Below are 21,250 nucleotides of genomic sequence, written 5' to 3' on the forward strand. Positions count from 1 at the left end.
TTTGACGCAGATGTAGTCAAAATAATCTTTGAAATCTGTGATTTATACACACAAAAACCATTACACTAATGTTATATAACAAATCAAATACTAGCCAGCAATATTTAGCCAATAAAGCCCACATTTACGGGCTATTTTCAGTCATTGCTGGCCAAAAAAAAGAGACCATAAGGTCTCTTTTCTGTTAAAACAATTGCTTAGTTAAAAACTCATCTCAGCTCTGCGGGCACCGCGAATACAATATCTTCTTCACGGCCTTGAACTTCGGTGATGGTATTAGGCGCCATGGCAGCGATCGCATCAACCACCTGCTTGACTAAGACTTCGGGAGCAGAAGCCCCAGCGGTAACCGCAACCTTGTTGACGCCAGAAAACCAAAGGCCATCAATATCGTCAGCGTTATCGACCAAATACGCTTGGGTGCCGGCTTTTTCAGCCAATTCTCGCAAACGATTCGAATTGGAGCTATTTTTCGAGCCCACAACCAACAACAAATCGACATCATCGGCCATCTTTCTTACTGCATCTTGCCGATTTTGTGTTGCATAACAGATATCATCTTTACGTGGCCCTTCAATCGTTGGAAACTTTTGCTGCAACGCCGCAATAATATCCATCGTATCATCGACTGATAGGGTAGTTTGGGTAACAAAGCACAAGTTGTTAGGGTCTTTCACTTGCAGCTTAGCTACATCCAGCGGAGACTCCACCAAATAGACGCCACCTTGCGGGTTATCATATTGCCCCATGGTGCCTTCGACTTCAGGATGTCCCTCGTGACCAATCAAGATACACTCCACCCCTTTGCGGCTGGCACGCGTAACCTGCAAATGGACTTTAGTTACCAGCGGACAGGTCGCATCAAACACCTTAAGTCCCCGCTGTTTTGCTTCTTTACGTACCTGCTGCGACACCCCATGCGCACTAAAAATCACTATGCTATCATCCGGGACTTGATGCAATTCATCCACGAACACGGCGCCACGTTGCTTGAGGTTGTCGACCACGTATCGGTTATGTACCACTTCATGGCGTACGTAAATCGGTGGATTAAACAGCTCTAATGCACGTTCAACAATGCTGATCGCTCGATCGACGCCCGCACAAAAACCGCGGGGATTCGCCAGAAAAATATCCAATTGTTTTACATCCAGTCGCGTTGTCATCACAGTACCTGCAACACTTCTAATTCAAAGGTTAATTCATGACCTGCCAGCGGGTGATTAAGATCAACAGTCACCGAGTCGCCAGCAATCTCTCTGATAATGCCTGGAATTTCACTGCCACCTGGGCCGGCAAAACTAACAATCACACCGACCTCTAGCGCCATATCAGCAGGGAAGCGACTGCGGTCGAGATGGTGGATAGCATCAGGATTAACTTCACCAAATGCATCTTTAGCGGCCAAATTGAACCTGTGGCTATCGCCTTCGTTCAAATGACTAATGTGAGCCTCAAATGCTGGACTCAAACTCGCGTCGCCTAACATAAGCTTGGTCGGCTTTCCTGACACTCGCGTGCTTTCAGCCGTGCTGCCATCCGCTAGCAGAATATTCATATGACAGACTAATGCCGTTGTCATGTTAACCTCCTTGATTACGACTTAGGCTCTACGGCCTCAGGTTTTGGTTGTTTAAAGGCGTCCCAAATCATTAATATCGCCCCAACACAAATTGCTGAGTCAGCAATATTGAACGCGGGGTAATGACTGGTTTTCCAATAAAAGTCGATAAAGTCGACCACATAACCATGCATTAATCGATCGACCAAATTACCAATCGCGCCGCCAATCACTAAGGTGTAAGCCAAATTTAAGCGCCATTCACTGGCAGATTGTCGTCTTAGCCAATAGGTCAACACCACGCTAAAGCCAATCGCGATAGCCGTAAATAACCAACGCTGCCAACCGCCAGCATCGCTTAAAAAGCTAAACGCTGCGCCATAATTTCGCACATAAGTAAAATTGAAAAACGGTAATATATTCACCGACTCATATAATGAAAAATTGGCCAGTACCCATTGCTTTGAGAGCTGGTCTGCAATGAAGACCAGCACCGCTACAAAGTACCAACGCAAGCCACTGTCCTTCCAGCTTGTTGGCATGTCTTAATCCCTATGCAAATTGGCGAACTTCGCCATCGCCGTCAATATTAGTCACACAGCGTTGACACAAGGTTGGATGGGCATCGATGCTGCCAACCTCGTGACGATGATGCCAGCAACGCTCACACTTTTCGGCTTCACTCTTAGCTAACACTAACTTCAAGTTCGCCATGTCAGTGGCAATCGCATCACTTGGGGCGCTTGCAAAGGACTCAACCTTGACCATAGAGGTTAACAGTACGAAACGCAGCTCATCGCCAATGCGAGCCAATTGCTCGGCCAATTGATCATCGGCAAACAATGTGATTTCAGCATCCAACGAGCCCCCTAAACGCTTATCGCGACGAGCTTGTTCAATCACCTTGTTGACTTCAGTACGAACGGCTAACAGCTGTTGCCAGTAATCGTCGGCCAAGTCATCTGCCAGAGTGACGGCCGCTAAACCTTGATACCATTCTTGGGTAAATACAAAGGTGTCGCGCTCACCAGGCAGTAATTGCCACACTTCATCAGCCGTGAAGCTTAAAATTGGAGCAATCCAACGCACCATGGCTTCACTGATATGGAATAATGCGCTTTGGCAGCTACGACGTGCATGACTTTCAGCTTTAGCCGTATACTGTCTGTCTTTAATGATGTCTAAGTAGAACGCACCAAGCTCAACCGAGCAGAATTGCATCAACTTTTGGGTCACTAAATGGAAGTTATACTGCTCGTATGCTTCTACAATTTCTTGCTGCAAGTTAGCCGCACGACGCACAACCCAGCGATCTAAGGCCACCATATCTTCAACCGCAACCATATCGGTCGCCGGATCAAAGCCATTAAGGTTAGCCAATAAGAATCGCGCTGTATTACGAATACGACGATACGCATCCGCACTGCGGTTTAGGATCTCATCAGATACGGTCATTTCACCGCTATAATCGGTCGCCGCCACCCACAGGCGCAGAATATCCGCGCCCAATTTATTGGTAACAGTTTGCGGTGCAATCACGTTACCGATGGACTTGGACATCTTGCGGCCCTTACCGTCAACGGTAAAGCCATGAGTCAACACTTGCTTGTATGGTGCTTCACCATTCATCGCGGTTGAAATCATTAACGATGACATAAACCAACCACGGTGTTGATCTGAGCCTTCTAAATACAAATCAATTGGATGACCATTAAATTCAGGGCGAGCAGCCACTACAGTTGCAAAGCTAGAACCCGAGTCATACCACACATCTAAAGTATCAGTGACCTTACGGTATTGATCGGCTTCGTCACCCAACAGCTCTGTTGCATCGAGATCCCACCAAGCTTGAATACCCTGTTGCTCAACCCGACTAGCAACGCGCGCCATCAGAGAAACACTATCAGGATGCAGCTCTTCGGTCTCACGATTAACAAATAAAGTAATCGGTACGCCCCAAGTACGTTGGCGCGAAATACACCAATCAGGACGGTTCTCAACCATTTTTTCGATACGGCTTTGACCCCAATCAGGGATCCATTGGGTTTGCTCGATTTCAGTCAAGGCTTGCTGACGTAAGCCATGGTTATCCATAGAAATAAACCATTGCGGCGTCGCACGGAAAATAATGGGTGTTTTATGGCGCCAGCAATGTGGGTAGCTGTGACGATACGCTTGATGATGCAGCAATACGCCCTTTTCTTTTAACAGCGCAACCACCGCGTCGTTGGCTTTAAATACATGCTGCCCGGCGAAAATCTCGGTGTCGGCTTTATACACACCATTATCCGCCACCGGGTTAGCAATTTCTAAACCGTATTTTTGTCCCACCACGAAATCGTCTTGGCCATGGCCTGGTGCAGTGTGCACGATACCCGTACCGGCATCAGTGGTCACATGGTCGCCGAGAATCGCCGGGACATCGAAATCGTAAAATGGATGATTAAAGCGCAATAACTCAAGCTCTTGGCCTTTAACAGTGCCCAGTTCTTGATGAGATTCAGCGCCGAAACGACTCAAACAGGCTTCAGCCAGCACAGAGGCCAAAATCACCGCCCGCGTTTGACCTTCTTTTTCAAACTCAACCAGCACATAGTCGAGTTCTGGGCTCAACGATAGCGCGCGGTTAGCGGGTAATGTCCAAGGGGTCGTGGTCCAAATCACCATGGCCACTGAGTGTGGGTAATCACTTACACCAAACTTAGCTAATACCGCGGCTTTATCGCTAGCCTCAAAAGCCACATCGATAGCAGGTGACGTTTTATCTTCGTATTCAACTTCCGCTTCAGCCAGCGCAGAGCCACAATCAGTACACCAATGAACGGGCTTAACCCCTTTATGCAAATGACCATTTTCGATCACTTTTGATAATGAACGAATGATATTGGCTTCGGTGCTGAAATCCATGGTCAGGTACGGGTGTTCCCAGTCGCCTAATACACCTAAACGAATAAAGTCATCACGTTGGCCATCGACCTGGGTACGAGCATACTTGCGGCATTCTTCGCGAAACTGAGCCGCCGTGATTTTCTGACCAGGCTTACCCACTTTTTGCTCAACTTTTAATTCAATTGGCAAACCGTGACAATCCCAACCCGGTACATAAGGCGCATCAAAGCCTGACAAGGTTTTAGACTTGATAATAATGTCTTTAAGGATCTTATTTACCGAGTGACCAATATGAATACTGCCGTTGGCATAGGGTGGGCCATCGTGCAGGATAAAAGGTTTTTTACCAGCGCGGCTATCACGGATCTGCTGATAAAGTTGCTCTGAGGTCCAACGCTCCAGCATTTGTGGTTCCCGATTAGCCAGGTTGCCACGCATTGGAAACTCGGTTTCCGGTAAATTCAAAGTTGATTTATAGTCGCTCATTGATCCCATACCATTCACTCAGCTAGAAGGCTAGCTTGCATCATTGCTAAATAAGGCCCGAGCCTTATCCGCATCATTTAAAATCTGTTTTTGTAACGCCTCGAGAGAGTCAAAGGGTTGTTCGTCGCGGATCTTCGCCACTAACTCAACCTCAATGCTCTTGCCATAAATTGACTCATTAAAATCAAAAATATGCACTTCGAGTTGGCACTTTTGGCCGTTAACTGTCGGTCGAAAGCCAATATTGGCAACGCCCTCATAGATATCACTACCAGGCCAAAACACCCTGACAGCAAACACACCGCGCACCGGCACGACTAAGCGCTTGAGCGCAATATTGGCTGTCGGAAAACCGAGGGTTCGGCCAATTTTTTGGCCGTGGGCCACTCGCCCACTCATAATGTAAGGATGGCCAAGCAAACGTCTAGCTTGCTCTAAATTACCCTTAGCCAGTTGTTCACGCACTTCTGTTGAACTGACTCGATGCGAACCCACCATAAAACTTTGGGTACTCTCGACGGCAAATCCAAATTTTTCACCCGCTCGGCACAGCATGGCGTAATGGCCTTGGCGTTGGCGGCCAAAACAAAAATCATCACCGACCACTAAATACTTAACGCCGAGCTTTTTCACTAGCAGTTCTTCGATAAAATCTTCAGCGGTCATGTTCGCAAATGCACGATTAAAATTAACGCACAAGACGCGATCTATGCCCAATTCATCGAGCAACAGTAACTTATCTCGCAATAAACTCAAGCGAGCAGGCGCTTGATTACCGGCAAACATTTCTTGAGGCTGGGGCTCAAACGTCATCAATACTGCAGGTAGACGATACTGCTCGGCTTTAGCCCGTAAATTGGCGATGACCTTAGCATGCCCTCGATGAACACCATCGAAATTACCTATGGTCAGTACGCAGCCTCGATGCGTCGGTAATATATTATGTATTCCGCGGATTAATTCCATATGTACCCAGCATTACCTAACGCAAATGGGCGGATTATATAACAGCTAGCCAAGAGAATCAGCACCGCTGTTCAATTTCCACGGCTTAACGCCGCAAATAATCATCATCCCTAAGTATACTCCCGCACCGACACCAATCAGTTTCAGCAAGATAGCGGTTCGCTCAGCGATGTGCCAATCGAGCCACGCTTGCTGTTCCGGCATCATGTATAACAAGCAGGCGACCATGGCGACGGTAGCGAGTAAGGTTTTAGCGAAGAACACGACCGTTTTACGACTAACTTGGTACACCCCTTGGCGATGCAAGCCCCAGTAAAGCATACCGGCGTTGAGCAAAGCCGACATCGAGGTCGCAATGGCTAAACCGACATAACCAAACGGCACGGCTAAGACTAAGTTGAAAGCCATATTACTAACCATGGCAATAATGCCGTAGCGTACCGGCGTTCGAGTATCTTGACGGGAAAAGTAACCGGGCGCTAATACCTTGACCATCATAAAACTGAGTAAACCAGAGCCATAAGCGACTAAGGCATAAGATGCCATTTCAACATCCTTGATCTCGAACTCACCGCGCATAAACAACACCATGAGCATTGGCTTAGCCAAGATAATCAATCCAAGCATGGCCGGCATCCCCAACAACAAGATAGCGCGCACCCCCCAGTCCATGGTGGCCTTAAAGCCATCGCCATGGTCATTCACATGGCGCCGCGATAACGCAGGCAAAATCACCGTACCAATGGCAATGCCGAAAATGCCTAACGGGAACTCCAATAAGCGATCCGCGTAATACAACCAGCTGATCGAGCCCGTCATCAGAAAACTGGCGATAAAGGTGTCGAGCAGCAAGTTGATTTGCGACACGGAAACCCCAAATAGCGCCGGTATCATTAAGGTGCGGATTTTGACCACCCCAGGGTGATGCCAGCCCCAGCGAGGTTTAACTAAGGCATCTTCGCGCCACAAAAACGGAATTTGAAACAATAATTGCACCACCCCGCCCATAAACACACCAATGGCCAAGCCGATTTCCGGCTGTTCCATACTCGGCGACAACCAAATAGCCGCAGTAATAATGGCAATATTTAAAAACACCGGGGTAAAGGCTGAAACAGCGAAGCGACCACGGGTATTTAAGATGGCTCCGGCTAACGCGGTAAAGGTAATAAACCACAAATAGGGAAAGGTAATCTTTAACATTAAAGAGGCTAATTCATACTTGGCTCCTGCAGGTTCATCATGCAGCCAAGCCCAAAACCAGCCGCCGCCAAAGAGTGCCGTTAATACCGGCGAGGCAATCACGCCGACAATGGTCACGCCAGTCACAAGCACCCCCAAGGTGCCACACACTTTAGCGATTAATTCTTTGGTCTCAGCGCTGGTTTTTTTTTCTTGATATTCAGTCAACACTGGCACAAATGCTTGTGCAAATGCGCCTTCCGCGAACAAACGCCTTAAAAAGTTGGGGATTTTGTTGGCAAAGAAAAAAACATCGGCACTGCTACCAGCCCCCATTAAATTGGCAATGACCATATCGCGGATCAAGCCTAATATGCGTGAAATAAACGTCATGGCACTGACAATTGCGCCAGAACGCATCAATTTTTTACTCAAATGAGCCTCTCAAAAGCTATTTCTTATCAATATCGGTGGCTTTGTAAGCCAAATTCGAGCATTTAATCTGCGTTAAACCCCAGCTAGCTAAAGGGATGTGCGCCAGTTCGTAAAAAATCATCACTCACGCTGTCATAGCAATCCATTTACTGGTAGAATTGCGCCACATCTTACACGAGTTGGGTTGAAGATAGCCAAGTCAGGTTGGATTATTTTGTATTAATGACCGATATTCACTCATTGGCATTGACAAAATCACAAAATGCGGGCATATTCCTCGGCCTTTGAAAAATATTAAACCCAGTTTTTAGGAGTTGCACCTTGGCTAATAGCAAGTCTGCAAAGAAGCGCGCGCTTCAATCTGAAAAGCGTCGCCAGCATAACGCCAGCCGTCGCTCAATGTTACGTACCTACGTTAAGAAAGTTATCGCTGCTATCAAAGCTGGCGATCACACTAATGCTGTTGCTGCGTTCAACGCTGCCCAGCCTATCGTAGATCGTATGGCGACTAAAGGCCTGATCCACAAGAACAAGGCTGCCCGTCAAAAGGCTCGTCTGAACGCAAAGATCAAAGCACTGGTTGCTTAATCTTTACGTTAATAAAAAAAACCGGCCTAGGCCGGTTTTTTTATTTGTAACGCTTAACTACAGCGGTTGATGATTTCCGTAAAGGTCATTCAGCAGCTGAATAATCGCCTTCACTTCATCACTCTTCAGTGAATAGTAGACCGTTTGCGCTTCTTTTCTTGTTGTGACTAAATTATCTTTGCGCAGCCAAGCTAAGTGTTGAGACAGGGCTGATTGGCTAAGTCCCAATTTCTTGTTCATTTCGCCGACGCACATTTCACCTTCTGTCAGTAAATAACACAGAATAAAAAGACGACGCTCGTTCGCTAATGCTTTTAATAATACAACCGCATGGTCTGCGCGTTGTTGAATTAATTCTATACTCATTTTGAGCTCTATCTCCGTAAGCAATCACCACCCCTAATATAGCCTTAGCTTAGGAATATAGTCGGGACATATCCCACACTTTTTGCTAACTTGTTTTTAAAAATGAGAGGTACGTAAAGAAATATAAGGATAGCTATGAAATTACCTAAGTATAAATGGCCGATTTTGCTGTTATCAGCCTTATTAACTGCATGCTCTACTAACGAACCTATTGTTAAAAATCAAAATGTTAGCTTGCAATTATTGCAAAAAGGTCAAGATTCAGAGTTAGCATATCAATTACTCGAATCATTAACAGTTGAAGTGGGTCCAAGATTGCCGGGATCGCCTGCTGACTTACAGGCGGTTAATTGGGCTGTAACCCAATTGAATCGCCTAGGGTTTGATCGCGTCTATAAAGAAGCGGTGACCGTTCCCGTGTGGCATAGAGGTCAGGCTCACGCCGACATTGTTGCCCCCTACCCCCAACCACTAGTGATCACGGCTCTCGGAGGCAGCATAGCCACCCCAGCGGAAGGCATCACCGCCGATATCATTCGCTTTACTAGCTTAGCCGCCCTCGAGCTCGCATCTGTGGATGAGGTATTTGGTAAGATCGTGTTTATCGATCATAAAACTGAGCGTCATATCAATGGCCAAGGCTATGGGCAAACGGTACCCGGCCGCAGCAAGGGCGCTGTCAGCGCCGCGAAGAAAGGCGCGGTGGCGATTCTTATTCGCTCCATAGGTACTGACAGTGATCGCATGCCTCATACTGGCATGATGCGCTATCAACCGGATGTGAAGCCCATTCCGGCGGCCGCGCTCTCCAATCCGGATGCCGATCTGATAACCGCCATGCTCAAGCGCCAACAAGGCGTGCGGATCCAGCTTGACCTATCGCCACAGGATCAAGGGACGGCCACCTCTTACAATGTTATTGCTGAGCTCACCGGCAGCAGTAAGCCTGAAGAAATCGTCCTGATAGGTGCTCACCTTGATTCTTGGGATGAGGGCACTGGCGCGTTAGATGACGGCGCAGGCGTTGCTATCGTCACTGCCGCCGCTAAATTAATTGCCGATTTGCCGACGCGGCCCGCTCGCACCATACGAGTGGTACTCTTTGCGGCTGAGGAAATTGGGTTAGTGGGTGCCAAACAATATGTCATCGACCATCAACATGAACTGAATCTGCACTATATTGCGGCAGAATCTGACTTTGGTGCCGGCAGCATTTATCAACTGGACGTCAATGTTAACCCGGAAGTATTGACTGCCGTACAGCATTATATGATGCCCTTGGCTGACTTAGGGGTCAACGCCGGTAACAATCAAGCGCGGGGGGCTCCTGATGTTTCTCTATTTCCTGCGCTCGGCGTTCCAGTGGCGTCACTAAGGCAAGATGGTCGGGATTATTTTGATTATCACCACACCCCCAATGACACCTTAGACAAGGTTGACCCTATCAGCCTTAAGCAAAATGTAGCGGTGTGGAGCCAATTTACCTATTTGATGGCCCAATCAGAGTTACCCTTGCGCCCGATAGTAGAACAAGACTAAACCGTTAGGCCTCAGTTACTAAGGCTGAGGCCAACCTTGCTTGCACTGTGGACAGTTATCATCAATGCGATTAAGGGGCGTCGCGCAAAAATACCGGCGAGTCAGCGCTTGAGCCTTGCGGGCTGTAATAATATCCATCACGATTAAAAGCCAGTATTTGCTCAACACTATCAACTTTATTTTCAAGTAAATAGCGTGTCATCAAGCCACGCGCTTTCTTGGCGTAAAAACTAATAATTTTATACTGACCATTCTTAAAGTCTTTAAAGACTGGGGTGATAACCCGAGCCGCCAATTGCTTTGGTTTAACGGCCTTAAAATATTCATTAGATGCCAAGTTAACCAACAAACCATCTTGATGGTGTTCCATTTCGAGATTCAGCTCATCAGTGATGATGTCGCCCCAAAAAGCGTAAAGGTTGTTACCACGAGGATTGTTAAGGCTGGTGCCCATCTCGAGTCGATAGGCCTGCATTAAATCCAAAGGTTTCAGCAAACCATATAAGCCCGATAATATTCTCAATTGCTGCTGAGCTTGGTTAATCACCACGGCATCCATGGAATCAGCATCTAAGCCGGTATACACGTCACCGCGAAAAGCAAACATCGCTTGCTTGGCATTGCTGAGGCGAAATGGCGGTTGCCAGCTGGCAAAACGCGCCGCATTTAATCCCGCAATTTTATCACTCACCTTCATCAAACTCGCGATATCTATTGGCGTTAGCTCGCGACACACTGGGATTAATGCTTGGCTGTGGGCTAATAGTTTGGGTTGCGAAAATTGCTCAGTGGGCGCTGGCTGCTCAAAATCCAAGGTTTTGGCCGGTGAAACTAAAATAAGCATGAGATATTTCTCCATAAATTCTTTTATCATCATACCTAACAGACCAAAAAAAACCACGCACTGCTGGCGTGGTTTTTTCGATAATGCTAAACGAAACCTTTAATTTGACTTAACCGAATGGTCATCTGGCAACCAGATATCATCATCTAATTGCTCATTCAATTCTGGAAACTGACTACGGTCAAACTCAGGGGTTTTGCCTTGATCCACTTGGCTGCGATAATCATTAATCACGCGAATAGCCAGGCCCGATAACAACAGCAATGCGATAATATTGACTAGTGCCATCAATCCCATCGAGACATCAGCTAAATTCCACACCAAATCGATCTTCGCTACAGCGCCAAACATCACCATCCCCAAGACACAGACTCGGAACAAAGGCAGCGCTTTTTTGCTATTGCCGCATAAGAACATGACGTTGGTTTCGGCGTAAGAGTAATTGGCAATAATCGAAGTAAAACAGAATAATAAAATTGCCACGGCGACAAAACCGCCGCCCCAAGAACCCACATGTTGAGTCATGGCAGCAATGGTCACTTGAATACCATCACCAGAGCCTATGGTATCGCCAGCCAATAAAATAATGGCGGCAGTGGCCGTACAGATCACTATGGTATCAACAAATACCCCCATCATTTGCACAAACCCTTGTGAAGCGGGGTGATTAGGGTTAGGTGTTGCGCTAGCAGCAACGTTTGCCGCCGAGCCCATGCCGGCTTCGTTAGAAAACAATCCGCGCGCAATCCCCGACTGCATCGCTTGCGCTATGGTATATGCCACACCGCCCGCGGCAACTTCTTGCCAACCGAAGGCGCTTTTGACCACCAGCACTAAAATTGCGGGTAACTGCTGGATGTTCATAATCACAATCACAAAAGCAATTGCGATATAGGCCAGTGCCATAATTGGTACAACGATTTCTGATACCTTGGCAACTTTTTTCAAGCCGCCCATGATCACCAAAGCACTCAAGAACACCAATACAATGCCCATATAAGTAGGCGGTACATCAAATACCTGATCCATGGCCGCTGAAATGGTATTGGACTGGACGGCATTAAACACTAAGCCGAACGCCACGATCAAGAAGATAGAAAACAAGATCCCCATCCAACGCTGACCTAAGCCCTTTTCCATGTAGTAAGCTGGGCCACCACGGAACTGACCGTCATGATCTCGCACTTTATAGACTTGAGCTAAGGTCGACTCAACCATTGCGGTCGCCATCCCTAAGACGGCGATCAACCACATCCAGAACACCGCACCCGGTCCACCACCGACAATCGCGACGGCAACACCGGCCATATTACCAGCCCCTACGCGGGCCGCCATACTCGTACAAAACACTTGAAATGAAGATAAGCCCCCTTCAGAGCCTTGGCGGCTTATGGCCATAATTTTAAGGCCGTGGCCAAAATGGGTTATCTGAATAAATGCGAGGCGCAATGTGAAATATAATCCTGCGCCAACTAGGCCGTAAACTAACAACTTGCTCCACAGCAAGGTATTGAGGAAATTAATAGTCGTTTCTAACATATCGTTTTACTTCTTCCCGTTGCAGTGGCGCCAAACAACAACGCCAACTGTGGTGAATGAATACTTCTGATAACAGGTTACAGAATCTTGTTGTAATTTAATTATCCGTACACTAAAGCGGTTAGTGTTTCTGAACCAGCGGAGCAAAATAGCATAGATTTTACAAAAACCAGCGTGATCTACGTCGCAGTAAACCACTTGACTAACAGCAAGCTCACAGCCGACCAGTAGTCATAAACAAACCAGCAACCTATCTACATGCCCCATCGCACTGGTAATCTCGCGAACAACTTGCCGGAGTGACTCATCAGCATCCACAGCATAGCCTGCGAGATCGAAGCGCGCGTGTATCATAAAGATTATCTTAATCGGGGCTAATATACCGAGCCATGCCCTCAATCCAAAATATTTTCGTGTTTTTACGCCTCTCACCACAATAAACCGCCAATTTACACAAAAAAACAACGAAATCGCCGTTAAAAATTATTAATTAGCAACAAATGAACTACAACTGGTAGTTTGCGTTATATCGACTAGAATTTTCAAAACATATCACATTATAAAAAGTACCCAATGCAGTAGCGTGATATGGCTTAGGATCTCAGTGATGAGCTGATTGCATTGGCAATGGACTTGGAGAATGTATGAAACATCTATCAAAGTATGTGTTGGTCGCTGCCTGTATCCCATTTGCGGCATCAGCAGCACAAGAGTTGACACCTTGGTATTTGGGTGCTGGCCTTGGCGTCAATAACTATGAGCCTGTTTGCGATCTAAAAACCATGAAAACATGCCATGATGAGAATCCTTACGCATGGGATGTCTTCGCTGGTTATATGCTCAATGACTATTTTGGTGTGGAATTAGGTTACCGAAATCTTGGCCGAACTCAGTGGACAGATTACAGTAACAAGTTAAACGACGTCGGGGCTAAAGGCATGACCTTAGGTTTAGTCGGCGTGTGGCCATTTGCCAACGATTGGAGCCTATCGGCCGAAGTCGGGGCCATGGATTACATTTTATCTAATAATAAGCAGTGGGGAACAGAGTACTATTCTGATCGTGGTGTAGGCTCTTATTTTGGCGCTGGTATTGGCTATAACTTCACTGAAAACCTCAAGCTACAAGCCAAATATCGTCGCTATGAAAATCTCGACGACGATAAATGGAATACCTTAGATTTAGAAAGTAACTATTGGGGTTTAGAACTTAGCTATCGCTTTGGGCGTGAAGTTGCCGTACCCGCTCCAGTCGCTGTCATCCTTGATTCTGATAACGATGGAGTGCCTGACAATATCGATGCTTGTCCTGACACGCCAGCGGGTTACCTGGTCGATGCCAATGGTTGCACCGTGATGGTTGAGTCCGTACAAGAATTGGCTATCGACGCTAAGTTTGCTAACAATTCGGCCGTACTTGATCAAACCAGCTACGATGAAGTGAGTGTCCTGGCGCAATTCATGAACCAACATCCTGAATCAAGCGTCGTCATTAAAGGCTTCGCCTCAAATGTCGGCAATGCCGACTATAATATGACGCTATCACAAAAGCGTGCTGAAGCAGTCGCCAAAGTCCTTGAAGAAAAGTATGGTATTGCGGCAAATCGAATTTCAGCAAAAGGCTATGGTATAACCCAACCATTAATCGCTGGTAGCTCAGCTGAAGCCAATGCAGCAAACCGTCGTATTGAAGCCCATGTTACTGTGGTAGAAGTTGGACCTGCCATGCGTTAACACTCGCTAATACGATGCAAAAGCCGCTATTTTAGCGGCTTTTTTTTCGCATTCTGACCACGAAGGTCACCCACATAAATCTGTTTTCATTCAGAAATGTAATTTTTTTTCAGCAAAGGTTGGAAAATCGGTAAAAATCGCTTCTAATACTCGACATGCCTATTTTCGGCCACCATTGAGAAGGATGTATTCCATGGCAAGCACATTAGCGCAACTAAAAGCATTAACGACCATAGTCGCCGACACGGGCGATATTGAAGCCATTAAAAAATATCAACCACAAGATGCAACGACCAACCCATCATTGATCTTAAAAGCATCAGAAATTCCCGAATACGAATACCTGATTGATGATGCGATTGCTTATGCCAAATCACAAAGCCAAGATCTAGCCACACAAATCGCCGATGCCGGTGATAAATTAGCGGTCAATATTGGTGTAGAAATCTTAAAATCTGTGCCAGGCCGTATGTCGACTGAAGTTGACGCCCGCTTATCGTTTGATAAAACCGCCTCGATTGCCAAAGCCAAAAAACTGGTCGCATTATATCAAGCCGCTGGCATTGATACTTCTCGCATTTTGATCAAACTCGCATCAACTTGGGAAGGGATCTGCGCCGCTAAAGAACTCGAGCAACAAGGGATTAATTGTAATCTGACCCTATTATTTAGTTTTGCTCAAGCACGCGCATGTGCCGAAGCTGGTGTCTACTTAATTTCTCCATTTGTTGGCCGTATTCTCGACTGGTACAAAAAAGACACAGGTAAAGATTACAGCGCCAGCGAAGACCCAGGTGTCGTGTCGGTGACTGAAATCTACAACTACTATAAGCAGCACGGTTATAACACGGTTGTCATGGGCGCAAGCTTCAGAAATACCGGTGAGATATTAGAGTTAGCCGGTTGTGACCGCTTAACCATTGGCCCGAATTTATTAGAAGAACTTGCCAATGATGATGCCCTTGTTGTTGCTAAATTACAGCCAGCGAAGTCATTGTCACCGGCGCCGGCGCCGATGACCGAAGCTCAGTTCCGTTGGGAATACAACCAAGATGCGATGGCGGTTGAAAAGCTGGCTGAAGGTATTCGCAATTTCGCCATCGATCAAGCGAAATTAGAAGTCATGCTGGCCGCGCGTTTATCGGCCTAAATAGCAAAGGAGTGTGCAATGACTCGCTTAACCCAAAGCCAACATTGGCAACGTTTACAGCAATATGCCGCTAACATGCTGCATATGCGCCAAATGTTCGAAGACAATCCAAATCGTTTCTCAGATTACTCTTTGAAGCGCTGCGACTTATTGCTGGATTATTCAAAGAATCGTATTAATAACTCGGTATTAACAGAGTTATTTGCATTGGCAAATGAAGCTGGGCTAACGCAAAAGATTAAGGCCATGTTTCATGGCGATATTATCAATACCACTGAACACCGTGCCGTGCTGCACACGGCATTAAGAGCCGCGGCAACTGATGATATCCGAGTCAATGGCATCAACATCATTCCTGAAGTGCAAGCCACACTGGCTAAAATGGAATCCTTTGTTAATTGCGTCACCACAGGTCAATGGCTTGGTTATACTGGCAAGCCCATTAGTGACATTGTCAGCATTGGTATCGGGGGCTCATTCTTAGGACCTAAAATCGTATCAGAAGCCTTACGTCCTTATTGGAATAAGAATTTGCGCTGCCACTACGTTGCTAACGTCGACGGTACCGCCTTGACTGAAAAGCTGAGTAAGCTGAACAGCGAAACCACCTTGTTTATCATGTCATCGAAGTCATTCAGCACCCAAGAGACATTGACTAATACCTTAAGTGCCAAGGCGTGGTTTCTAGCGCAAGGGGCCAAGCAAGCCGATGTCGCTAAGCACTTTGTTGCCGTGAGCTCAAATGTCGCTAAAGCCACCGAATTTGGGATTGATGCTGATAACATTTTCCCTATGTGGGATTGGGTCGGTGGCCGCTATTCGCTGTGGTCGGCGATTGGTCTTCCTATCGCCCTAATGATAGGAATGGATAACTTCCGTCAATTGCTCAGTGGTGCCAAAGCCATGGATGATCACTTCCAGCAAGCTGATTTATCCGAAAATATGCCTGTCATTATGGCGTTGGTCAGCCTATGGCATAGTAACTTTTATGATGCCCAATCACATGTCGTCTTGACTTATGATCATTATTTGCGCGGCTTACCGGCTTACTTCCAGCAATTGGATATGGAAAGTAACGGCAAATCTGTCACCTTAGCGGGTGACCCGGTCGATCATGCTACCGGTCCAGTGATTTGGGGCGGTGAAGGGACCAATGGCCAACATGCTTACCACCAATTACTGCATCAAGGTACAGCTATCATCCCGGCAGACTTCATCATGCCACTGCAAAGCCATAACCCACTCGGTGAGCATCATACCCAACTCGCCTCGAACTGTTTTGGGCAAACACAGGCATTGATGCAAGGTCGCACCTATGAGGAAGCGTTAGCAGAACTGGCAGACAGCGACTTAACGCCAGCGCAGAAAGACCTGATTGCCAAACATAAACATATGGCGGGTAACAAGCCAAGCAATACGCTGTTGATGGATAAACTCACTCCCAAGACCTTAGGGACTATGATCGCCCTTTATGAGCACAGAACCTTTGTACAAGGCGCAATCTGGGACGTGAATTCTTTCGATCAATGGGGGGTAGAGTTAGGTAAGACCTTAGGCAATGATATCCTTAATCGCCTCAGTGCAGCACAAGATTGCAACGAACTTGACTCATCCAGTAATGCCTTAATCAATTTATTCAGAAATAAACAGATTTAACAAATTTCTCTTTAAAAACAGCCTACGGGCTGTTTTTTTATTTAAACCTTAAAAATAATTTAACAACTTTGAAACATTCGTATTGCATAGTCCTCCTCAGATATGGTATTTGTTTGTTAGACCATTTAATACACAGAGGAGGTCGCCATGGATCGTTTGGACTATGGAAGTGCACAAGATAATGTTGTAGAAAAGCCAAATCGACGCAATAGCAAAAAACGTAAATGGCGTGAAATTGAAGCAATCAAAGATAAGCGTCGCTTATTGAAAGAATTGCAAGATATTAACGGCCTCTGTGATCTCGATATTGATATTGATGCCATCTTATAAAAAAACAGCGCCAATGGCGCTGTTTATATTAGTGGCTATCTTGAGTAATAAAGTCTTTCAGCTCCTGGAAGACTTGACTATCATTATCGCTAAATAAGGGATCCTCAATCAGTTTGATCTGACAACGGTCGCCGACAGCCTCCCAATCATCAGGGGTTAGCTTTTGATCTAACATGGGGAAGATAACGTGCTCTTCATAGTGCATATGGGCCCGTTGCGATGACACATATTGATGAAGATCACGGATCAACTTGTCACGCGGGATCACCACATCGTTCAGTATCATGGTTAATGACGCCATTAATATCGCGGTATCACCACTGAGTTTAATATGTTCACTCGCGAGTCGATTAGTGGTCTTTTCATCTTGAGTGAGCTCAAGATAATACTCATAGATAATATCTTCAAAGGGATGATGGCTATGTTCTGCATAATCTTGCATATAGCTAACAATGTCCTTGATTAGACTAAAATCTACATGTTCTCCGCGCTCAAGCTTGCTCGCTTTACGATCGAGTATCGAAATTAATATACTGATATGCCGATGGTCTTGCATTAAACGTTTTAGCATCATGGATCCTTAGCCGTAAGCGGCAGTGATCGAGCGTTATTTAATCACTATACCCTGTATGTGTCATCGGGTAACATGACGCTGATCACATTTAGTCACTTGTGGTTTCAAGCACCGACATCACAGTATTTAGCGAACGCTGGAGATGCAAAAAGGCATCTTGGGCCGAGTTGGCTTGCTTGAGGTTCTTTTTCACAATACTGGCAAAGTAATCTTCTTGCTCTTCAGACATATCTAGCACATGGAAGCTAGAGTGAATGTCGGCATTGATCTTTTGCAACGCCTGATGAAACTTCTCGTCGTTTTCTGAAATAGATTTCCCCAACTGCTTCAGCAGCATTTTGATATCAATGATCGCTTTAGACATGGCTTTTTCACGGCGAATATCCATGACGCGAGCTTCGACACCTTCAACGACCACCGCAATCACATCGCGAATTCGACCATAGAGAACTTCATCGTTCATCGGCATGTTTTTAATCAAAAATGACACATGCTTATCACTACAGACGGTGCGATTTCCAAAATCATACAGTCGGCCTTGTTTGTCTAATAATTCAAGAATATTAGTTTCAATCGGACTGATCGGCATCCCCGCGGGCGCAAAGTACTCGGGTTTATCCGTGACGATTTCCAAACAAGTATTAAGACTAAATTGCGCCATTAAATCGAAAAATGCATCCGCCAAACTCTGATAGTCATTACATAAAAAAAACTGCCTAAAAAATTGCATGACGTAACCATATTGCGCTGATTCAGTCATGGACTGAAAAGCCATATTACGTGACATATTTTCGGCATGCATTAAGCTCTTTTGCTTTTGCTGATAACTGGCAACCGCACTGACCTTAAATAATAATTCTTTGATCTCAAAAGGCTTTGCTACAAAATCGACACCACCGGCATCATATGATCGAACCCGCTCTTCTAAGGTATTCATGCCAGAGACAAAAACCACCGCAATGTTTGACTGGTGTCCTTGTAATTCTTGGCACAAGGTCACCCCATCTTTATCGGGGAGATTAATGTCCATCAGAATAATGTCAGGATGGCTATCTAATAGCGCCGCTTCATAATCTTTGGCGTTCTCATAGACCCTAAGATGATAGTCATCCGTCAAAACTTCACTCATTAACTCACCATAGTCTTTATCGTCATCCACAACCCAAATTGTCAGCTTTTCCATAATTCATCCTTGTCATCAACACCAATAAACGTAACCCCAAGTTTTAACATCGCCTTAATTAACCCCTTAATATCAAAGGGTTTATTAAGTACCTGAAACGGCATCTCTTGCTGTTCACTAATGCCAATATCATGGATATAGCCAGAGATCAGTAGTACCGAAAGTTCGCTATTATTTTCTTGTAAATTCTTCGCTAATTGGTAACCATTCATGCCACCAGGCATTAGCACATCGGTAATCAATAGGTTGGCATCACAATTGCCAGCGCTGTATTGACGACTCACCGCAATTGGGTCAGTGCAGGTTTCAATTTCCATCCCTAGCATTTCACAATAATCCTGTACTACAGCGATAATTTCGGCCTCGTCATCAACGATCAACACCTTAAATGGGCCTTTGACTTGCGGACAACGCTGGAGAATATCTTCCGCTGCGCTTGGCGGTTGTTGAGCCTTCTTTTCTTGAGCTGGGAACCAAATTTTGAACTCAGTGCCATGTGGGCCAGTATCCACCACACTCATATAGCCACGAGAACGTTTTACGAAACCATAAATCATCGATAAACCGAGGCCGGTGCCCTTACTTTTATCTTTCATGGTAAAGAAGGGTTCGTAAATTTTTTCCACCAGATGCAATGGAATGCCAGAGCCAGAATCTTTGACTGAAATCCAGACATACTCACCACCGCGAACTTGGGTATCGGTCAGCGAACCGGGTAATTTGCCTTCAAGCCATTCTTGCCCAGTCGTAATGATTAGCTCACCACAGCCATCCATAGCATCCCTAGCATTAATCGCCATATTGAGCATCGCATCTTCAAGATCGCCGCGATCGATACAGATATCATCGAGTTGCTCGGCAAAGTTCATTTGAATATGGATTTGGGATGTCAGTGATTTATCAAAAATATCTTTAAGGCTACTGATCACTTCGTTCACACTGCAATTTTGGGCATTAAATTGCTCTTGCCGCGAAAATTGTAATAAGCGTCGTGTCAGATCTGTGCCTCGAGAACAAGCTTTAAACCCTGTGGTTAAATATTTATCTAAACTGTCCTGACGATTCTTAAGTTGCATTAACTCAAGATTGCCTTTCAGCACCCCCAGAATATTATTAAAGTCATGGGCAATGCCCCCCACCAGCTGCCCCAATGCCTGCATTTTTTGGGTACGCGACATGGCTTGCTGCATTTGTATTTCTTCGGAGATGTCATGAGCCATTAACACCATTAATGGTTCAGGAGTTTCGATACACAACAACGTGGCTTTCATCGAGGTATATTCGCCATCACCACATGTCATCTTAATTTCGCCATCAAATTCTTGTTGCTGAATGATGGCTTCATTAAAGAATTTAATGCCAGACAGTTGCTTGTCGTGTTCAGCAAATAATATGGATAAAGGTTGATTGAGCAGTTGTTCATGACTGAACTGACTAATTTTGCTCGCGGCCTCATTGGCATAAATTATCTTGGCGCCATTACCGGCATTAACGATAACCAAGGTCATATATTCAAAACTGTCAACGATGGCTTGGAAGATATTGCTGTCACTTGGCTGACTGACCACCACCGGTGCTTGCAGGCGAACAGCGGGCTCCAATAGCATTGGCATCAATATTGCCGTTAATGTCGAGGTATGCGCTTCGAGTAATGACAGCCATTGTTGATGGGGTTCAACAAAGAAAAACACCAAGTTTGGGGTTGGGGAAGGCCACACCGTAAAATGAAGCCAAGTGTGGGCACACTTAGGATCGGTCACCAATGGCCATTGCCGCACTTGTTGCCATAGGATCTGATTCTGTTGCGGTTCATTTGGCCAACACACTGTCGTGGCCGGTAAGTCTTCACAGTCAAGCGCATTAATATCCACTAACAGCACGGTTTTAGCACCACTCGCTTGGGCCAAGCTAGTGCAAAGAGAGATAAGAACACTTTCTCCTTGTATCGACTGAGCCTGTAACCTGCCTAGATTGGCCAGCAACTCTGCCGGAAGAGAAATTAGGTCATTGGCTGTCCCGACCTGAGTTTGAGATAACGCGTTAGAGTCCATTCCAACTATTCCACTGTATTTGATTGCTTCCTTTTATCAGCATAGTTCAAAATACAGTATGCGCACTCGAGGGGTTATTTTTTACAAATACAGCATGGATCTTGATGATATTAATGACTGACAACAACCCATGGCTTAGTGAAACATAGTCCATGGAGGTGCTGTCAACGTCGACCAC

At 45.9% G+C, this 21,250-nt stretch carries 18 protein-coding genes; 6 read left to right on the plus strand and 12 right to left on the minus strand.

Translation table 11 applies throughout. The features are described from left to right. Positions 1–209 precede the first annotated feature (209 nt). The 6 genes from ispH to murJ are packed head-to-tail and all read right to left on the minus strand — an operon-like array spanning position 210 to position 7,519. Positions 210–1,139, minus strand: coding sequence for a 4-hydroxy-3-methylbut-2-enyl diphosphate reductase (gene ispH / locus KU855_RS00645; protein ID WP_218528530.1), 930 nt, complete (start codon positions 1,137–1,139; stop codon positions 210–212). A 26-nt stretch (positions 1,140–1,165) separates the two neighbouring features. Further along, the gene (gene fkpB / locus KU855_RS00650) at positions 1,166–1,582 is read right to left on the minus strand and encodes an FKBP-type peptidyl-prolyl cis-trans isomerase (protein ID WP_218528417.1); all 417 of its coding nucleotides are present in this window, start codon (positions 1,580–1,582) and stop codon (positions 1,166–1,168) included. Between the two features lie 14 nt (positions 1,583–1,596). Further along, positions 1,597–2,103 (minus strand): signal peptidase II, encoded by a 507-nt coding sequence (gene lspA, locus KU855_RS00655; protein ID WP_218528418.1) that lies wholly within the window; start codon positions 2,101–2,103, stop codon positions 1,597–1,599. Positions 2,104–2,113: 10 nt separating this feature from the next. Continuing rightward, positions 2,114–4,936: an isoleucine--tRNA ligase gene (gene ileS, locus KU855_RS00660; RefSeq protein WP_218528419.1), complete on the minus strand. Its 2,823-nt coding sequence runs from the start codon at positions 4,934–4,936 to the stop codon at positions 2,114–2,116. 30 nt (positions 4,937–4,966) lie between these two features. Then, entirely contained in the window at positions 4,967–5,902 is a 936-nt protein-coding gene (gene ribF, locus KU855_RS00665; protein WP_218528420.1) for a bifunctional riboflavin kinase/FAD synthetase, read from the minus strand. A gap of 45 nt (positions 5,903–5,947) precedes the next feature. After that, complete coding sequence (gene murJ / locus KU855_RS00670; RefSeq protein WP_218528421.1) at positions 5,948–7,519, minus strand: murein biosynthesis integral membrane protein MurJ; 1,572 nt, start codon at positions 7,517–7,519, stop codon at positions 5,948–5,950. A gap of 321 nt (positions 7,520–7,840) precedes the next feature. Here murJ and rpsT point away from each other — a divergent pair, with 321 nt between their 5' ends. Next, entirely contained in the window at positions 7,841–8,107 is a 267-nt protein-coding gene (gene rpsT / locus KU855_RS00675) for a 30S ribosomal protein S20 (protein WP_218528422.1), read from the plus strand. Between the two features lie 57 nt (positions 8,108–8,164). Here rpsT and KU855_RS00680 read toward each other — a convergent pair whose 3' ends face one another. Next, a complete protein-coding gene (locus tag KU855_RS00680) occupies positions 8,165–8,473 on the minus strand; it encodes a metalloregulator ArsR/SmtB family transcription factor (RefSeq protein WP_218528423.1) in 309 nt (102 codons plus the stop codon). Between the two features lie 135 nt (positions 8,474–8,608). Here KU855_RS00680 and KU855_RS00685 point away from each other — a divergent pair, with 135 nt between their 5' ends. Beyond that, positions 8,609–10,012 (plus strand): M20/M25/M40 family metallo-hydrolase, encoded by a 1,404-nt coding sequence (locus KU855_RS00685; protein ID WP_218528424.1) that lies wholly within the window; start codon positions 8,609–8,611, stop codon positions 10,010–10,012. 70 nt (positions 10,013–10,082) lie between these two features. Here the strand turns inward: KU855_RS00685 and yaaA are convergent, their stop codons facing one another. Further along, on the minus strand, positions 10,083–10,856 hold the full coding sequence (gene yaaA / locus KU855_RS00690) for a peroxide stress protein YaaA (RefSeq protein ID WP_218528425.1): 774 nt from the start codon (positions 10,854–10,856) through the stop codon (positions 10,083–10,085). A 99-nt stretch (positions 10,857–10,955) separates the two neighbouring features. Further along, entirely contained in the window at positions 10,956–12,395 is a 1,440-nt protein-coding gene (locus tag KU855_RS00695) for a sodium:alanine symporter family protein (RefSeq protein ID WP_218528426.1), read from the minus strand. A 644-nt stretch (positions 12,396–13,039) separates the two neighbouring features. Between KU855_RS00695 and KU855_RS00700 the strand changes: the two genes are divergently transcribed. The 4 genes from KU855_RS00700 to KU855_RS00715 all read left to right on the plus strand — a co-directional run bounded on the left by KU855_RS00700 (position 13,040) and on the right by KU855_RS00715 (position 17,264). Then, entirely contained in the window at positions 13,040–14,128 is a 1,089-nt protein-coding gene (locus KU855_RS00700; protein ID WP_218528427.1) for an OmpA family protein, read from the plus strand. 193 nt (positions 14,129–14,321) lie between these two features. Continuing rightward, a complete protein-coding gene (gene tal / locus KU855_RS00705) occupies positions 14,322–15,278 on the plus strand; it encodes a transaldolase (RefSeq protein WP_218528428.1) in 957 nt (318 codons plus the stop codon). Between the two features lie 18 nt (positions 15,279–15,296). Beyond that, positions 15,297–16,934: a glucose-6-phosphate isomerase gene (pgi, locus tag KU855_RS00710; protein ID WP_218528429.1), complete on the plus strand. Its 1,638-nt coding sequence runs from the start codon at positions 15,297–15,299 to the stop codon at positions 16,932–16,934. Between the two features lie 147 nt (positions 16,935–17,081). After that, positions 17,082–17,264, plus strand: coding sequence for a DUF3545 family protein (locus KU855_RS00715; RefSeq protein WP_218528430.1), 183 nt, complete (start codon positions 17,082–17,084; stop codon positions 17,262–17,264). A gap of 28 nt (positions 17,265–17,292) precedes the next feature. On the opposite strand, the gene KU855_RS00720 is transcribed toward KU855_RS00715, so the two are convergent. The 3 genes from KU855_RS00720 to KU855_RS00730 form a co-directional block, all read right to left on the minus strand. Beyond that, the gene (locus tag KU855_RS00720) at positions 17,293–17,838 is read right to left on the minus strand and encodes a hemerythrin domain-containing protein (RefSeq protein ID WP_371316297.1); all 546 of its coding nucleotides are present in this window, start codon (positions 17,836–17,838) and stop codon (positions 17,293–17,295) included. Positions 17,839–17,926: 88 nt separating this feature from the next. Continuing rightward, entirely contained in the window at positions 17,927–19,021 is a 1,095-nt protein-coding gene (locus KU855_RS00725) for a response regulator transcription factor (protein WP_218528431.1), read from the minus strand. Further along, complete coding sequence (locus KU855_RS00730; protein ID WP_218528432.1) at positions 19,009–21,072, minus strand: ATP-binding protein; 2,064 nt, start codon at positions 21,070–21,072, stop codon at positions 19,009–19,011. The genes KU855_RS00725 and KU855_RS00730 overlap by 13 nt, the downstream gene beginning before the upstream one ends. Positions 21,073–21,250: the final 178 nt, after the last annotated feature.

Source organism: Shewanella sp. NIFS-20-20 (assembly GCF_019209865.1).
Lineage (GTDB): Bacteria > Pseudomonadota > Gammaproteobacteria > Enterobacterales > Shewanellaceae > Shewanella.

Excerpts from the sequence above, each read along its gene's own strand:
- fkpB (WP_218528417.1), bottom strand. The coding sequence starts at position 1,582 with ATGACAACGGCATTAGTCTGTCATATGAATATTCTGCTAGCGGATGGC.
- lspA (WP_218528418.1), bottom strand. The coding sequence starts at position 2,103 with ATGCCAACAAGCTGGAAGGACAGTGGCTTGCGTTGGTACTTTGTAGCG.
- ileS (WP_218528419.1), bottom strand. The coding sequence starts at position 4,936 with ATGAGCGACTATAAATCAACTTTGAATTTACCGGAAACCGAGTTTCCA.
- ribF (WP_218528420.1), bottom strand. The coding sequence starts at position 5,902 with ATGGAATTAATCCGCGGAATACATAATATATTACCGACGCATCGAGGC.
- KU855_RS00680 (WP_218528423.1), bottom strand. The coding sequence starts at position 8,473 with ATGAGTATAGAATTAATTCAACAACGCGCAGACCATGCGGTTGTATTA.
- KU855_RS00685 (WP_218528424.1), top strand. The coding sequence starts at position 8,609 with ATGAAATTACCTAAGTATAAATGGCCGATTTTGCTGTTATCAGCCTTA.
- yaaA (WP_218528425.1), bottom strand. The coding sequence starts at position 10,856 with ATGCTTATTTTAGTTTCACCGGCCAAAACCTTGGATTTTGAGCAGCCA.
- KU855_RS00695 (WP_218528426.1), bottom strand. The coding sequence starts at position 12,395 with ATGTTAGAAACGACTATTAATTTCCTCAATACCTTGCTGTGGAGCAAG.
- KU855_RS00700 (WP_218528427.1), top strand. The coding sequence starts at position 13,040 with ATGAAACATCTATCAAAGTATGTGTTGGTCGCTGCCTGTATCCCATTT.
- tal (WP_218528428.1), top strand. The coding sequence starts at position 14,322 with ATGGCAAGCACATTAGCGCAACTAAAAGCATTAACGACCATAGTCGCC.
- pgi (WP_218528429.1), top strand. The coding sequence starts at position 15,297 with ATGACTCGCTTAACCCAAAGCCAACATTGGCAACGTTTACAGCAATAT.
- KU855_RS00715 (WP_218528430.1), top strand. The coding sequence starts at position 17,082 with ATGGATCGTTTGGACTATGGAAGTGCACAAGATAATGTTGTAGAAAAG.
- KU855_RS00720 (WP_371316297.1), bottom strand. The coding sequence starts at position 17,838 with ATGATGCTAAAACGTTTAATGCAAGACCATCGGCATATCAGTATATTA.
- KU855_RS00725 (WP_218528431.1), bottom strand. The coding sequence starts at position 19,021 with ATGGAAAAGCTGACAATTTGGGTTGTGGATGACGATAAAGACTATGGT.
- KU855_RS00730 (WP_218528432.1), bottom strand. The coding sequence starts at position 21,072 with ATGGACTCTAACGCGTTATCTCAAACTCAGGTCGGGACAGCCAATGAC.